At 72.4% G+C, this 14,550-nt stretch carries 11 protein-coding genes and 3 tRNA genes; 11 read left to right on the top strand and 3 right to left on the bottom strand.

What is annotated here, in order from left to right:
• Nucleotides 1-15 precede the first annotated feature (15 nt).
• The 4 genes from ACQPYX_RS28280 to ACQPYX_RS28265 all read left to right on the top strand — a co-directional run bounded on the left by ACQPYX_RS28280 (nt 16) and on the right by ACQPYX_RS28265 (nt 1,081).
• Nucleotides 16-735, top strand: coding sequence for a ScbR family autoregulator-binding transcription factor (locus tag ACQPYX_RS28280; RefSeq protein ID WP_433800584.1), 720 nt, complete (start codon nt 16-18; stop codon nt 733-735).
• A gap of 64 nt (nt 736-799) precedes the next feature.
• A tRNA-Glu gene (locus ACQPYX_RS28275) sits at nt 800-872 on the top strand.
• Nucleotides 873-894: 22 nt separating this feature from the next.
• Nucleotides 895-968 (top strand) — tRNA-Asp (locus tag ACQPYX_RS28270).
• A 39-nt stretch (nt 969-1,007) separates the two neighbouring features.
• Nucleotides 1,008-1,081, top strand: a tRNA-Phe gene (locus ACQPYX_RS28265).
• A 131-nt stretch (nt 1,082-1,212) separates the two neighbouring features.
• On the opposite strand, the gene ACQPYX_RS28260 is transcribed toward ACQPYX_RS28265, so the two are convergent.
• On the bottom strand, nt 1,213-2,886 hold the full coding sequence (locus tag ACQPYX_RS28260) for an LGFP repeat-containing protein (RefSeq protein WP_433800583.1): 1,674 nt from the start codon (nt 2,884-2,886) through the stop codon (nt 1,213-1,215).
• Nucleotides 2,887-3,102: 216 nt separating this feature from the next.
• On the opposite strand from ACQPYX_RS28260, the gene ACQPYX_RS28255 reads away from it, so the two are divergent.
• Complete coding sequence (locus tag ACQPYX_RS28255) at nt 3,103-4,152, top strand: NAD(P)-dependent alcohol dehydrogenase (protein WP_433800582.1); 1,050 nt, start codon at nt 3,103-3,105, stop codon at nt 4,150-4,152.
• Nucleotides 4,153-4,212: 60 nt separating this feature from the next.
• On the opposite strand, the gene ACQPYX_RS28250 is transcribed toward ACQPYX_RS28255, so the two are convergent.
• Both ACQPYX_RS28250 and ACQPYX_RS28245 read right to left on the bottom strand, forming a co-directional pair.
• Nucleotides 4,213-5,121, bottom strand: coding sequence for a serine protease (locus ACQPYX_RS28250; RefSeq protein ID WP_433800581.1), 909 nt, complete (start codon nt 5,119-5,121; stop codon nt 4,213-4,215).
• Nucleotides 5,122-5,254: 133 nt separating this feature from the next.
• The gene (locus ACQPYX_RS28245; RefSeq protein ID WP_433800580.1) at nt 5,255-6,028 is read right to left on the bottom strand and encodes a coniferyl-alcohol dehydrogenase; all 774 of its coding nucleotides are present in this window, start codon (nt 6,026-6,028) and stop codon (nt 5,255-5,257) included.
• Between the two features lie 135 nt (nt 6,029-6,163).
• Between ACQPYX_RS28245 and ACQPYX_RS28240 the strand changes: the two genes are divergently transcribed.
• From ACQPYX_RS28240 to ACQPYX_RS28215, 6 genes are all read left to right on the top strand, one after another.
• Complete coding sequence (locus ACQPYX_RS28240; RefSeq protein WP_433800579.1) at nt 6,164-6,844, top strand: GIDE domain-containing protein; 681 nt, start codon at nt 6,164-6,166, stop codon at nt 6,842-6,844.
• Between the two features lie 62 nt (nt 6,845-6,906).
• Nucleotides 6,907-7,749, top strand: coding sequence for a hypothetical protein (locus ACQPYX_RS28235; protein ID WP_433800578.1), 843 nt, complete (start codon nt 6,907-6,909; stop codon nt 7,747-7,749).
• Nucleotides 7,750-7,815: 66 nt separating this feature from the next.
• Nucleotides 7,816-9,468 (top strand): FAD-dependent oxidoreductase, encoded by a 1,653-nt coding sequence (locus ACQPYX_RS28230; RefSeq protein WP_433800577.1) that lies wholly within the window; start codon nt 7,816-7,818, stop codon nt 9,466-9,468.
• A complete protein-coding gene (locus ACQPYX_RS28225) occupies nt 9,465-10,868 on the top strand; it encodes an ATP-binding protein (RefSeq protein ID WP_433800576.1) in 1,404 nt (467 codons plus the stop codon). The genes ACQPYX_RS28230 and ACQPYX_RS28225 overlap by 4 nt, the downstream gene beginning before the upstream one ends.
• A gap of 91 nt (nt 10,869-10,959) precedes the next feature.
• Nucleotides 10,960-12,831, top strand: coding sequence for an asparagine synthase (glutamine-hydrolyzing) (gene asnB, locus ACQPYX_RS28220; RefSeq protein ID WP_433800575.1), 1,872 nt, complete (start codon nt 10,960-10,962; stop codon nt 12,829-12,831).
• Nucleotides 12,832-13,217: 386 nt separating this feature from the next.
• Nucleotides 13,218-14,519 carry a DUF445 domain-containing protein gene (locus ACQPYX_RS28215; protein ID WP_433803825.1) on the top strand — a complete coding sequence of 434 codons (1,302 nt, stop codon included), beginning with the start codon at nt 13,218-13,220 and terminating at the stop codon, nt 14,517-14,519.
• Nucleotides 14,520-14,550 lie beyond the last annotated feature (31 nt).

Below are 14,550 nucleotides of genomic sequence, written 5' to 3'. Positions count from 1 at the left end.
TAGCGTGGTGCCGTCATGGTCGACTCCCCGGTCTCCCCCTCCCGCCCCGCCCCTCGGCAGGCGCGGGCCCAGGCCACGCGCGACACGATCCTGGCCGCCGCCGCCCACGAGTTCGCGACCGCGGGCTACCAGGCGGCGTCGCTGTCGAAGATCCTGGAGCGCAGCGGCGTCACGAAGGGCGCCCTGTACTTCCACTTCTCCTCCAAGGAGGCGATGGCCGACGCGGTGGCGGCGGTCATGGAGCGACGGTTCCCCGAGATCACGGCGGCCTTCGAGGGCCTCGGGTACGACCCGTTGCGGACGGCGGTCCACCTGGCCATCGGACTCGCGGACATCTACGAGGCCGACGAGTACTGCATCGGCGGGCTGCGGGTGATCGCCGACGGCGCCCTCGGGCCCGACCGCATCCCGTGGCCCCACCGCTACTGGGAGGACGTCTTCATCGACCTGCTCGGGCGCGCCGCGGACCAGGGCCTGCTCCGGCCGTCGGTCGACTCCCGCGATCTCGCGCGGACCGTCGTCGCGCTCGGCCACGGCCACCGCGTGGTCTCCATGGCCGTCACCGGGTCCACCGACCTGCGGGAACGGGCCGTCGCGTCGTGGGCGCTGCTGCTCGGGTGCGTGGCCGACCCGGCCTGGTCGGAGCGCTGGGAGGCGGCCGGCGGGATGGCGTCGTTGCCGGTCGGACACCCGTTGGCGGGGGTGCCTGAGAGCGGGTCCGACCCCGTCCCGTAGAGTTCACACCGCACCCAACGGAGCGGACCGGTCACCACCGGAGGGGGTAAGGTTCTCGCACCGAGCCCCCATCGTTCAGTGGCCTAGGACTCCGCCCTTTCAAGGCGGCAACGCGGGTTCGAATCCCGTTGGGGGTACGCAGTACAGTTTCATCAGCAAGGCCCAGTGGCGCAGTTGGTTAGCGCGTCGCCCTGTCACGGCGAAGGTCGCGGGTTCGAGTCCCGTCTGGGTCGCACGGTCGTGCTGGCGTCGCTCGTGGACCTGGCCGACGAGGCCAGGTAGCTCAGTTGGTACGAGCGATCGCCTGAAAAGCGATAGGTCGGCGGTTCGACCCCGCCCCTGGCCACCTCAGCCCACCCGGCGGTCCCGCCCGGTGGGCTTTCGTGTTCACGGGGCCCGCCGCGTCCGCCGCGAGGTCCACGTGAGGCAGCGCCCGGGCGCCGCCGGGATGCCTGACGTGGACCTCGCGGCGGGGCGTCAGCGCGTGAACACGTAGGTCTGCCCGTTCGCCTGGTACCAGATGATGGTGCCCTTGGCGAAGTCGCTGCGCTGTCCGCCGGAGATGGCGTACTGGTCGGTCGTCGGGAAGCCGATCGCACTCGACGGTCCCCCGATCGCCTTGTACCGCGTGAGGATCGCGCCGCGCACCGCGTGCGCCCCCGTCGCGGTGGACCAGTAGATCGACCCGCCCGCGTAGTCCTGCGCCCGCCCGCCGGCGACGGTGTAGACCGCGGCCTTGGGCGCGCCCAGGTACGACGAGGCCCCGCCCAGCTTCTGGTAGTACGCCGTCACCGGGTCGGTGGCCGGGGCGGTCGTCGTGGTCGTCGGCGGCTTCGTCGTCGTGGTGGCGGGGGGCGCGGTGGTGGTCGTCGGCACCGTCGTCGGGGCCGGCGTCGTCGTCGCGGGCGGCGCGGTGCCCAGGTCGATCCCGGTGGCGGCCGCGTACCGGCGCAGCGCCTCCATGAAGTAGTAGTCGCCGAACATGATGCCGGTGTCGTAGCTGCCCGACGGCTTGTTCTGCGTGCCGTGCAGCAGCACCGCCTGGTTCGTCGTCCCGTCGGCGAGATAGGCCGACGTGGAGAGCGACGCGATGATGTCGCGGGCGCCCGCCAGGTAGGTCTGCTTGCGGGTGGCGTCCGGCTCGAGGGTCGAGAGCTCGACGAGCCCGGACGCGGCGATCGCGGCCGCCGACGAGTCCCGCGGCTGACCCGTCGTCGAGGGAAGGGTGAAGTCCCAGTAGGGCACCTTGTCCGCGGGCAGTCGCGAGAGGAAGTAGTCGGCGGCCGTCCGGGCCGTCGTCAGGAACTGCGCGTCCTTGGTGAACCGGTAGGCCATGGTGAAGCCGTGCACGGCCCACGCCTCGCCGCGTGACCAGGTGGAGTCGTTGCTGTAGCCCTGGTGGGTGTACTTGCTGATCACCGCGCCGGTGGTCTGGTTGTAGTTCACGACGTGCCAGCTGCCGCCGTCGCTGCGGAAGAAGTCGCGGGCCGTGGTCTTCGCGTGGGTCGTGGCGATCGTGGCCCAGGAGGCGTCGCCCCCGTTCTGGGCCGCCCACCAGAGCAGCTCCAGGTTCATCATGTTGTCCATGATCACCTGGTACTTCGAGGTGTCGGTCCGGGCGTCCCAGGAGCGGATCGCGCCGACCTTGGCGTTGTAGCGCGAGGCCAGGGTCCGCGCGGCGGTCAGGACGACGGCCTTCGCGTTCGGGTCGCCGGTGAGTACGGCGTCCTGACCGAACGAGTTGAAGATCTGGAAGCCGACGTCGTGGCTGGTGTCGTCGGTCTTGTTGGACTCGACGCCGGCCTGCCAGGCCTCGGCGCGCTGCTGCCACACCGGGTCCTTGGTGTGCGCGTAGGCCTGCCACAGCGCACCGGGGAAGAAGCCGCTGGTCCAGTCGCCGGCGCCGACGTTCACCCACGCCCCGTTCGTCCCGGTGCGCACCGGGTAGGCGTTCGTCGCGGTGCGGGAGGCGGTCGCGGCGAGGCGGGCCTCCGCGAACGCGAGGTCGCGGCGCACGGTGTCCGCCGTGAGGTCGGCGGCGCGGGCCGGTGGCGCGGTGAGCACCTGGGTCCCCGCCATCACCACGGCGGCCACGGCGAGCGCCGCCACCGCCGTCCACCGTCGCAGGCGTCCTCGCCCGACCGTCCCCATCGTCGTTCTCCCCCCGGTGCTCACTGATCGTCACCCCGGAGTCGTGTCGATCAGCCGTGCGCGTTACGCCGAGCGGCTCATTCCTGCCGGGTATCGCGCCGTGTGAGCTGGCGAACGCTTCCGGTTCAGGTCGTTCAATCGTGGACAACCCGGTGACGAACAACGGCCGGACCCGCGTGGTTCGGCCCCGGACCCCCGAAGGAAGGTCATCGGACCGTGCCGACCACCGTCTCCGCCCTGGTCACCGAAGGCGCCTCGAAGCCGCTCGAGCGCTCGACCATCGAGCGCCGGGACCCGAAGCCGCACGACGTCGTCATCGACATCGCCTACGCCGGGATCTGCCACTCCGACATCCACCAGGCCCGCGACGAGTGGGGCGGCGCGGAGTTCCCGATGGTGCCGGGCCACGAGATCGCCGGGACCGTCGCCGCCGTCGGCGACCAGGTCACGAACTTCTCCGTCGGCGACCGCGTCGGGGTCGGCTGCTTCGTCGACTCCTGCCGCGAGTGCGACAACTGCAAGGCGGGCGAGGAGCAGTTCTGCACCCGGGGTGAGGTGCAGACCTACAACGGCCGCGAGTACTCCGGCGAGCAGACCTTCGGGGGCTACTCGCAGTCGGTCGTCGTCGACGAGAACTACGTCCTGACCATCCCCGAGGGCATCGAGCTCGACGTCGCCGCGCCGCTGCTGTGCGCGGGCATCACGCTCTACACCCCGCTGACCCACTGGGGCGCCGGCCCCGGCAAGAAGGTCGCCATCATCGGTATGGGCGGCCTCGGCCACGTCGGCGTCAAGATCGCGCACGCGCTGGGCGCCGAGGTCACGGTCCTCTCGCAGACGCTCTCCAAGCAGGAGGACGGCAAGCGCCTCGGGGCCGACCACTACTACGCGACCTCGGACGAGTCGACCTTCGAGACGCTCGACAGCACGTTCGACCTGATCGTGAACACGGTGTCGGCCGATCTCGATCTCGAGAAGTACGTGGCCCTGCTCGCGCTCGACGGGTCGATGGTCAACGTCGGCATCCCGTCGAACCCGGGCTCGATCCACGCGTTCTCGCTGGCCAACGGGCGTCGTCGCCTCGCCGGCTCGAAGATCGGCGGCATCCGCGACACGCAGGCGATGCTCGACTTCTGCGCCGAGCACCACATCGGCGCGGAGATCGAGACCATCACGGTCGACGACGTGAACTCCGCCTACGACCGCGTCGTCGACTCGGACGTCCGCTACCGGTTCGTCATCGACGTCGCGTCCTTCGAGAAGTAGTTCCCGACGACGTCCGCGGCCCGGTCACCTCGTCGAGGTGGCCGGGCCGTCGTCGTGCGGTCAGACGAGGCCGAGGCTGCGGAACGGCCCGCCGAGGGCGAGCGCGAGGTCGCCCGGCGCGCCGTGGGCCTTCGCGTAGGCGAGCATCCGCGCGAGGTCGCCGACCCCGTTCGAGCCGGGCACCGGCAGCGCGTTCAGCGTCGAGAGCACACCCACGGCCCGGCCGTCGGGGGACAGGAACCCGCTGCCGGAGTCGCCGGGCACCCCGGGGGTGAGGGTGAGGACCGGGTGGCTCCAGCCGTTGCCCGTGTCGCCGAGGGCGGCACCGACCTTCGGCGACAGGGCGGCCACGCCCCCGCGCAGCTCGGAGTTGCCGTAGCTCGCGACCCGCTCGCCGGGCGCGAGGCCGTCGGTGTCGATGCCGGTGGGCCCGCCGAAGAACGGGACGGCGGGCGACACGGCGGGGACGTCGGCCGGGTCGATCTCGACCAGGGCGAGGTCGTTGTACGCGCAGGCGTCCGGATCGGTCTCCTTCGCGCCCTGCATCGCGAGCCAGGAGTTGTAGACGAGCTTCCCGGGCTTCGTCGCGCCGCTGATCTCCACCGGCGTGCCCAGTGGGAGGGACTGCGAGGTGCAGCCGTCGGTCTCGGTCGCCGCGCCGGTGCCCGAGCAGTGCGCGGCCTGGCCGATGAAGGTCCGGCCACCGCCGGTGAACACGAAGTTCGCGGTGCACTGGGCGCCGTCCGTGCGCAGCTGCACGCCGGGGTGGATCGAGCCGCCGAGCGCGGCGGCCATGTCGGGCAGGGCGACCGGCGCCGGCAGCGGCACCGCGGGGCCGGGCACGGTGACCGCGCTCGGCGCCGGCGGGGCGGGCGGCGGCGTCGGGTCGGCCCAGGCGGCACCGGTGGCCGTCCCGAGCAGGAGCGCCGCGCCGGCGAGCACCGTCGTGATCCGTCGTCCGTGCCGCACCCGGCCACCTCACCCGTCCGGTCGATCCCTTTGTGCGACACAACGGGCCAGGGGCACGGAGGTGACGGCCTCTGCCGAGGGCCTGGCAGAACCGATGCCACCGGCACCGGATCCGCGCGTGCTGGTCCGCCGCTCAGCGCGTCTGGAGCGCGGCCCAGGTGGTGGCCGCCGCGACCCCGCCGTCGGCGGCGAGCGTCTGCCCGTTGACCCACCGGCTCTCGTTCGACATCAGGAAGGCGACGACGGCGGCGATCTCGTCGGCCTCGGCGTCCCGGCCCGCGGCGGTGCGCTGACGGGCGAGCCGTCGGGGATCCGACGAGCGCTCGACCTCGGGGAGCTGCGGCGTGCGCACCGGCCCCGGCGCGACCCCGTTCATCCGCACGCCGTCGGGCCACGTCAGCGTGGACGAGGCCGTCGTGTACGCGAGCACGGCCTCCTTCGAGACCTCGTAGACCGAGCGGTCCGGTCGACGCTCACGGCACCAGCGCAGGCCGTCCTCGAACGAGGTGGTCGCGAGGAGCGGGCGCAGCTCGGCGAGGTGGGCGACCCAGTGCCGACCCTCGGCGGAGGACACGTTGACCACCGACCCACCGCGCTGGATGAGGGGGAGCAACCGCTCGGTGAGGTGCCGCATGCCGAGGAAGTTCACGGCGAGCACCGTCTCGGCGGGCGAGGTCCCCGGCACCCCGGCGACGTTCGCGAGGGCGTCGACCCGGTCGTCGAGCCGGTCCACGGCCGCGTCGATCGACCGCGGGTCGGTGAGGTCGCAGCGCACGTGCGCGATCTCGCGGTCCGGCGGCTCCCGCCGGTCGAGGCCGATCACGGTGACGCCGTGGCGGGAGAGGAACTGCGCGAGCGCGCGACCCACCCCCGAGGAGGTCCCGGTCACGACGAAGACGGTGCTCATGGCACCGGTCAGAGTAGACGGCTCCTCCGGCGTCACCGACAGGTGATCGCTTCCACCGCACCCGGGTGACGCCCTCGCTTCACCGCGGCCCCAGCGCTCGTCGTGGACCATGGAGGGACGACCTCGGGAGTCCCCATGCTGCTCTTCGGCATCGTCCTCATCGCCCTCGCCGCCGCTGCCGTCGTGGCGGCCAACCGCCGGGTCGACCTGCGTCACGCCATGATCGGCGCGGCCGCGTCCCCGGTCGAGGACCTCGCCGTCGAGCGGGAGGCCCTCGTCGAGCTCGGCACGGTCGGCGGGTTCTCGCGGACCGCCGCGGTCGTCGGGCACGCGCACCCGGCCGAGGAGGGCCCGCTGCGGTCGCCGCAGACGGGCACCGAGTGCGTCTGGTGGCGGCGGGTGGTCCGCACGCCCTACGGCCACGACGGCGGCTCGCGGACACTCGAGGAGGAGGCCTCGGACCGGCCGTTCGTGCTGGTCGAGGAGACCGGCAACATCGCCGTCGACCCGCGCGGCACGGTGGCCGTGCAGCCCGAGAAGGTGGCCGAGGCGACGACGTGGGGTCCCGAGGGCGCCGTGGTGCACGAGGAGTGGGTGCTGCGCCCGGGCACCGAGCTCTACGTCCACGGCGAGGTGCACGACCGCGAGGGCGCGCTGACGATCGCCGCGCCGGCCGCCGAGGCGTTCATCCTCTCCACCCGCGCTCCCAATGCGCTGCGCGAGGACTCGCTGCTGCTCCAGCGACGGTGGGCGTGGGGTGGGGCCGCTTCCGGCGTCGCGGGCCTGGCGCTCGTCGTGGCTGCGCTCGTCACCTGACTGGTCCACGAACAGTCGAATCTACTTGCCGAGAGTGACTGAAATCGGGCACGCTGCGTCACATGAGCAGCGTGCACGACGACCTGGGACTGGAGTCGTCACCCTCCGTGCCCGGTGGTGGCCCGGCCTCCCGGTGGCGCCCGCAGCGGATCTCTAGCCGCTTCTTCTGGATCTGGGCGCTGCTGCTCGTCACCTCCCTCGGCGTGCTCGGTGCCGTGATCACCGCCTGGGTCCGGCACGGCATCACCGACACCGGCATCACCCTGTTCGTGCTCCTCGTGATCCTGCTGCCTCTCCTGCTGGCCGCGATCGGCGCCGCGATCGGTGCGGCCGTCGACTCCCGCGTGGACGACGACGTGCGGGCCTACGGCGTCGGTATCGGGTCGGTCCTGCACACCAGCGAGTACGCCGACGCCCCGTTCTCCTTCGACGGCCGGCTCGACGGGTCCGTGTCGCGCCTCGGGAAGCGGCCCGGCCGCACCCGCAAGGAGCGCCGGGAGGGGCGCACCGTCGTCGTCGGGACCGAGGAGCGCTGGCTCGACCGGCGCGGCAACACGTTCGAGCTGGTCGACGGCCGGGAGGTGGTGGCCACGGCGTCGCCCCGCAAGCGCGGCCCGTGGCGGGACTGGGAGATCGACGTCGACGGGCGCCTGCTGCGGATGCGCACCCACGTCCGGCGCCACCCGCCCCGGCGCACCCTGCTCGACGACCTCGGGAGGGCCTGGCGGGCCGACGTCGGGAAGCGCCGGGTGGCCGCCCGGCTCCCCGACGAGCTCTCACCCGTCGGCGCCGCCTTCGTGCTCGCCGTCCTGGCCGACGTCCGCGACACCGTGGTCCCCGACCCCGCCGCGGGCTCCGGTGGTGCCGGGGTCGACCTCACCGACAGCAGCTGGACGTGGGACTGACGGCCGATGCCGCCCCGTGCCTCGTCGGGGTCCGGATGACCGGTTCGCGCGCCTAGGCTGGAACCCGTGCCCCGCCCCGTGATCCTCACCGTGGACGACGACCCCGGCGTGTCCCGTGCCGTGGCCCGCGACCTGCGCCGCGAGTACGGCGAGCACCACCGCATCGTGCGCGCCGACTCCGGCGAGACCGCGCTCGAGGCGCTGCGCGAGATCGCCCTGCGCGGCGAACAGGTCGCGGTGATCCTCGCCGACCAGCGGATGCCCCGGATGAGCGGCGTCGAGTTCCTGGAACGCGCGATGGACCTCTTCCCGCGCGCCCGCCGGGTGCTGCTCACCGCCTACGCCGACACCGACGCCGCGATCACCGCGATCAACGTCGTCGACCTCGACCACTACCTGCTCAAGCCGTGGGACCCGCCCGAGGAGAAGCTCTACCCCGTCGTCGACCAGTTGCTCGAGGCGTGGCGGCGGGCGCCCGACCGGCCCAGCACCGACACCCGGATCGTCGGCCACCGCTGGTCGGCGCGTTCCTACGAGCTGCGGGACCTGCTGGCGCGCAACCAGGTTCCCTTCCGGTTCCACCTCGCCGACGACCCCGAGGGCGCGCGGCTGCTCGAGGCCGCCGGACTCGACGGCGGGTCGTTGCCGGTCGTCGTCACCGGGGAGGGACGGGCACTGGTGGAGCCGACCGACGCCGAGGTCGCCGAGCAGGTCGGGCTGTCCACCCACGCCACGGCCGAGCTCTACGACCTCGCGGTCGTCGGCGGCGGCCCCGGCGGGCTCGGCGCCGCGGTCTACGGCGGGTCCGAGGGGCTGCGGACGGTCCTCGTGGAGTCGCTCGCCACCGGCGGCCAGGCCGGCACGTCGAGCCGCATCGAGAACTACCTCGGCTTCCCGGACGGCGTCTCCGGCTCCCAGCTCACCGACCGCGCCCGCCGGCAGGCGGTCAAGTTCGGGGTCGAGGTCCTGACGACGAGGACGGTCACCGGCCTCGGGGTCCGCGGCGGCGTGCGGGTCCTCACCTTCGACGACGGGTCCGAGATCGCCGCGCACGCGGTGGTGCTCGCGACCGGCGTCTCGTACCGCACGCTCGACGACGTCCCCGGCCTGACCGCGTTCGCCGGGGAGGGCGTGTTCTACGGCGCCGCCACCACGGAGGCCCCGTCGTGCACCGACGACGTGGTCTACGTCGTCGGGGGCGCGAACTCCGCCGGCCAGGCCGCGATGAACTTCGCCCGGTACGCGAGCCGCGTGGTGATGCTCGTGCGCGGCGAGTCCCTGGCGGCGTCGATGTCGCACTACCTGATCGAGCAGATCGAGGGCGTCGACCACATCGAGGTGCGGACGTGCACCGAGGTCGTGGCCGCCGAGGGCGAGGGCCACCTCGAGAAGCTGACCCTCCGGAACCGGGCCACCGGTGAGGAGGAGCGCGTCGACGCGCAGTGGCTGTTCGTCTTCATCGGCGCCCAGCCCCGCACCGACTGGCTCGACGGCACCGTCGAGCGCGACGACCGCGGGTTCGTGCTCACCGGACCCGACCTGACCGCGACGTCCCCGGGAAGGAACGGCGACCGGGAACCGTTGCACCTGGAGACCTCCCTGCCCGGGGTGTTCGCCGTCGGCGACGTCCGGGGCGGGTCGGTCAAGCGCGTGGCCTCCGCCGTCGGCGAGGGCGCGATGGCGGTGAGCCTGGTGCACCGCTGGTTGGAGAACCGATGAGAACCGAACTCGAGCCCGCCTCGCTGCAGCGGCTCTTCCTCTTCGAGTCCCTCGACGAGGCGCAGCTCGCCTGGATCGCGGAGCACGCCGACGTCGTCGACGCGTCCGCCGGCGAGGACGTCTGCCGCGAGGGCGATCCGGCCCGCTGCTTCTGGGTGCTCTGCGACGGCGAGATCGCCGTGATCCGCACCGTGCGCGGCGACGACGTCGAGGTCAGCCGCAGCGCCCGGCCCGGCACCTACGGCGGGGCCACCGAGGCCTACGTCGAGGGCGAGGACCTCCGCTACAAGCACACGCTGCGGGCGTGCGCGGACTCGCGGTTCCTCGCGATCCCGGCCCGCGACTGGGGCGCGAAGCTGCGCGAGTGGTTCCCGCTGGCGATGCACCTGGTGGAGGGCCTCGCCGTCGGGATGCAGCGGTCGAGCACCGCGATCGGTGAGCGGGAGCGCCTGCTCGCCCTGGGCTCCCTGTCCGCGGGCCTGACGCACGAGCTGAACAACCCCGCCGCGGCCGCGATCCGGGCGACGGAGTCGCTGCGCGACCGGGTGGCGGGCATGCGCCACAAGCTCGCGATGCTGGCCTCGGGGAAGCTCGACGGCGCGGTCGTCGCCCAGCTCGTGGAGCTGCAGGAGGAGGCCGTGCTCGGCGTGGCGACCGCCCCCGAGCTCACCGCCATGCAGACCTCCGACGCCGAGGACGAGCTCGGTGACTGGCTCGACGAGCGCGAGGTCGGCGGGGCGTGGGACCTCGCGGCCGTGCTCGTGGCCGGCGGACTCGACGCCGAGTGGCTCGGCAAGGTCGAGCGCACCGTGCCCGAGGGCACGCTCGGTGCCGCCGTGCGCTGGATCGCCTACGCGGTCGAGACCGAGACCCTGATGGGCGAGATCACCGACGCGACCGCCCGCATCGGCACCCTGGTCAACGCCGCACGGCAGTACTCGCAGCTCGACCGGGCGCCCTACCAGGCCTCCGACCTGCGGGTCCTGCTCAAGTCCACGGTCACGATGCTCTCCCGCAAGCTCGAGGGCATCACGCTGGTCAAGGAGTTCGACCCCGACCTGCCGCAGGTGCCGTGCTTCCCGGCCGAGCTGAACCAGGTCTGGACGAACATCATCGACAACGCCTGCTCGGCGATGGACGGGGCAGGCACGTTGACGATCCGCACCCGGCGCGAGTCCGACACCGCCGTCGTCGAGATCGCCGACACCGGGCCCGGCATCCCCGCGGAGGTGCGGCCGCGCATCTTCGAGCCGTTCTTCACGACGAAGGACGTCGGCGAGGGCACCGGCCTCGGTCTCGACATCTCGTGGCGGATCGTCGTGTCCAAGCACCACGGGGACATCCGGGTGCACACCTCGCCCGCCGGCACGACGTTCGAGATTCGTCTGCCTCTGGGCTGATCGTCCGGTTCACCAGCGCGTCACATCTTGTTACATGCCCTAAACAAGAGGGGTATGCCTGACCTGTCGACGACGACAGGAGGCAGACCCCATGTGTGGCATCGCAGGATGTGTGGACTTCACCCGGGACTTCGCCGAGGACCGCGCGGCCGCGGCCGACGCCCAGGCGATGACGGACACCATGGCCTGCCGCGGACCGGACGACGAGGGTCTCTGGACGACCCGCCACGCCGCCCTCGGGCACCGCCGGCTGGCCATCATCGACGTGCCGGGCGGGCGGCAGCCGATGACCGTGGAGGACCCCGCGAGCGGCGAGACCCGGCTCGCGATCGTCTACTCCGGCGAGACCTACAACTTCACCGAGCTGCGCGCCGAGCTCGAGCAGCGCGGTCACCGCTTCCGCACCGACTCCGACACCGAGGTCGTCCTGCACGGCTGGCTCGAGTGGGGCGAGGACGTCGTCGAGCGGCTCAACGGCATGTTCGCCTTCGCGCTCTGGGACGTCCGCGAGGACGCGCTCTACCTCGTCCGCGACCGCATGGGCATCAAGCCGCTCTACTACTACCCGACCCCCGACGGGGTGCTGTTCGGCTCGGAGCCGAAGGCGATCCTCGCCCACCCGCGCGCCGAGGCCGTGATGGACCTCGACGGGCTGCGTGAGGTCCTCTCGCACGTCAAGACGCCGGGCCACGGCGGCTACCGCGGCATGCACGAGGTGCGCCCGGGCTCGCTGGTCCGCATCCGCCGCGAGGGCCTCTCCATCCGCCGCTACTGGCAGCTCGAGGCCCTCGAGCACACCGACGACCAGGAGACCTCGGTCGCGCACGTCCGCGAGCTCCTCGACGACATCGTGCACCGGCAGCTGATCTCCGACGTGCCGCTGTGCTCGCTGCTCTCCGGCGGCCTGGACTCCTCGGCGATCACCGCGCTCGCCGCGCAGCAGCTCAAGGCGCAGGGCGGGGGCCCGGTCCGCTCGTTCTCGGTGGACTTCGTCGGCTACGAGGACTCCTTCGCCGCCGACCCGATGCGCGACACCCCGGACGGCCCGTACGTCCGCGAGCTCGCGGAGTTCGTGAAGGCCGACCACGAGGCCATCACGCTCTCCAACGACGACCTGATGAACCCCGACGCCCGCGCCGCCGTGCTCCGGGCCCGCGACCTGCCGCTGTCGCTCGGCGACATGGACACGTCCCTGTACCTGCTGTTCAAGGCGATCCGCGGTCGGTCGACGGTCGCGCTCTCCGGGGAGTCGGCCGACGAGGTCTTCGGCGGCTACCGCTGGTTCCACGACGCGGAGGCCGTCAACGCCGACACCTTCCCCTGGATGGCCGGCCGGATCGGCCCGATGGACCACTCCCGGTCCTTCTTCGACGAGGGCCTGCTCGCCGAGCTCGACCTGCCGGGGTACATCGACCAGTCCTACCGCGACGCGCTGGCCGAGGTCCCGCACGTCGACGGCGTCAGCGCGACCGAGCGGCGGATGCGGGAGGTCTGCTACCTGCACCTGACGCGGTTCGTGCAGATCCTGCTCGACCGCAAGGACCGGATGTCGATGGCGAGCGGCCTCGAGGTGCGCGTGCCCTTCTGCGACCACCGGCTCGTCCAGTACGTCTTCAACACGCCCTGGTCGCTGAAGACCTTCGACGGCCGTGAGAAGTCGCTGCTCCGGGCGGCGGCGAAGGACGTGCTGCCGGCCTCGATCGTCGAGCGGGTGAAGAGCCCGTACCCCTCGACGCAGGACCCGGCCTACGAGAAGGCCGTGCGGGGTGACCTCGCCGACCTGATCGCCGACACGGCCGCCCCGGTCCGCTCGCTGATCGACGTCGACAAGGTGCGCGACGCGATCGACGCGCCGGCCGCGAACGCCACGACGAGCCTCGAGGTCGACCGGGCGCAGATGGAGAACGTGCTCCAGCTCGACGCGTGGATGCGCCGCTACTCCCCGACGATCGAGACGAGCTGACCCGTCCCTGACTCGAACGAGCGGCACTCTCGCGCGCATAGAGCGCGCGAGAGTGCCGCTCGCTCGTGCAGAGGGTGTCCGCGGACCGGCCGGAGGGGCGCCCCCCGACCACCGTGGGGCAGCACGGCGGCCGAGGGGCGCGGAACCCCGTGCGGCCGGGCGCGGTCGGTCGCACGGGGCGTTCGAGGGCGGTGACCGGGCGCACCAGCACGTGGGGCGCCCGCGACGCTGTAGGACTCAACGTCCCGGACTCCACCGACGATGCGGGTGATTCGGTCCCCGTCCGGTCGCTTCGCACGACGAGCCCCGACGGTTCACTCCGTCGGGTCGGGGCACAATCGACGGGTGTGAGCAGTGTGGCGCGAGCGTCGGACACGACGGACGAGATCCCGGTGCCGGGTGACGGCCCCCGACCAGGCACGCCCGGCCTGACCGGTCTCGCCGACGAGGAGGGCAAGCGTCGTCGCCTGGTGCGCATGAAGATCGTCGCCACCGGCTTCCTCGTCGGTGCCGCGATCGTGTGGATCGTGTTCCTCACCTGGGAGCGGAACGGCGGCCCGGCCTTCACCGGCTTCGTCCGTGCGGCCGCCGAGGCCGGCATGGTGGGCGCGTTCGCCGACTGGTTCGCCGTGACGGCGCTCTTCCGGCACCCGCTCGGCCTGAAGATCCCGCACACCGCGATCATCCCGCGCAAGAAGGACCAGCTCGGCGAGAGCCTGTCCGACTTCGTCGGCGAGAACTTCCTCTCGGTGCCGGTGGTCAGCGACAAGCTGCGCTCGGCGCGCATCGCCAACCGCGTCGGGGCCTGGCTCTCGCGGCAGCAGAACGCCGAGCGGGTCACCGCCGAGGCCGCCACCGTGGTCCGCGGTGCGGTCGCCGTGCTGCGTGACGACGAGGTCCAGGCGGTCATCGAGCAGACCGTCACCCGGCGCGTGGTGGCCCAGCAGTGGGGCCCGCCGATGGGCAAGCTCCTCGAGGGCATCCTCGACGACGGGTCGCACCGCCGGGTCGTCGACCTGATCTGCGACCGCGCCTACGACTGGGTGCGCCAGAACCACGAGACGGTCATGACGCTCGTCAGCAAGCAGGCGCCGAGCTGGTCGCCCCGCTTCGTCGACGGCCTCATCGGTGACCGGCTCTACGCCGAGGCGCTCTCCTTCGCCTGGGCGGTCAAGTCCGACCAGGACCACCCGCTGCGCAAGGCCATCGACCGCTTCCTCACCAGCTTCGCGGGCGACCTGCAGCACGAGCCGGAGACGATCGCCCGGGTCGAGTCCATCAAGGCGCAGCTGCTCGCCCACCCCGACGTCCAGGGCCTCATCAGCCGCGCGTGGGCGACCGGCAAGGCGATGATCCTCGACGCGGCCGAGGACCCGTCGAGCGAGCTGCGCCTGCGGGTGACCGACGGCGTCACGCGCTTCGGGCAGCGCATGGTGCTCGACGAGGGCCTGCGCGAGAAGGTCGACAACTGGATCGTCGACGCCGCGGCCTACGTGGTCACCCGCTACGCCCCGGAGATCACCGCGCTGATCTCGGACACGGTGAAGCGCTGGGACGGGCCGGAGACCTCGCGCAAGATCGAGCTGCAGGTCGGTCGCGACCTCCAGTTCATCCGCATCAACGGCACGGTGGTCGGCGCCCTCGCCGGCCTGATCATCTACACGATCGGCGAGGTGCTGGTCGGGTAGGTGCGCTGCGCGCCTGTGAGTACTAATCCGT

It is taken from the genome of Actinomycetospora sp. CA-084318 (genome assembly GCF_050955885.1).
Taxonomy (GTDB): Bacteria; Actinomycetota; Actinomycetes; order Mycobacteriales; family Pseudonocardiaceae; genus Actinomycetospora.
The sequence above is the reverse complement of the archived record's forward strand: the minus strand, read 5'-3'. Positions and strand labels throughout refer to the sequence as shown.

What these genes read in the sequence shown, in the direction of transcription:
- ACQPYX_RS28280 (WP_433800584.1), top strand. Translation starts at nt 16, where the DNA reads ATGGTCGACTCCCCGGTCTCCCCCTCCCGCCCCGCCCCTCGGCAGGCG.
- ACQPYX_RS28260 (WP_433800583.1), bottom strand. Translation starts at nt 2,886, where the DNA reads ATGGGGACGGTCGGGCGAGGACGCCTGCGACGGTGGACGGCGGTGGCG.
- ACQPYX_RS28245 (WP_433800580.1), bottom strand. Translation starts at nt 6,028, where the DNA reads ATGAGCACCGTCTTCGTCGTGACCGGGACCTCCTCGGGGGTGGGTCGC.
- ACQPYX_RS28240 (WP_433800579.1), top strand. Translation starts at nt 6,164, where the DNA reads ATGCTGCTCTTCGGCATCGTCCTCATCGCCCTCGCCGCCGCTGCCGTC.
- ACQPYX_RS28235 (WP_433800578.1), top strand. Translation starts at nt 6,907, where the DNA reads ATGAGCAGCGTGCACGACGACCTGGGACTGGAGTCGTCACCCTCCGTG.
- ACQPYX_RS28225 (WP_433800576.1), top strand. Translation starts at nt 9,465, where the DNA reads ATGAGAACCGAACTCGAGCCCGCCTCGCTGCAGCGGCTCTTCCTCTTC.
- asnB (WP_433800575.1), top strand. Translation starts at nt 10,960, where the DNA reads ATGTGTGGCATCGCAGGATGTGTGGACTTCACCCGGGACTTCGCCGAG.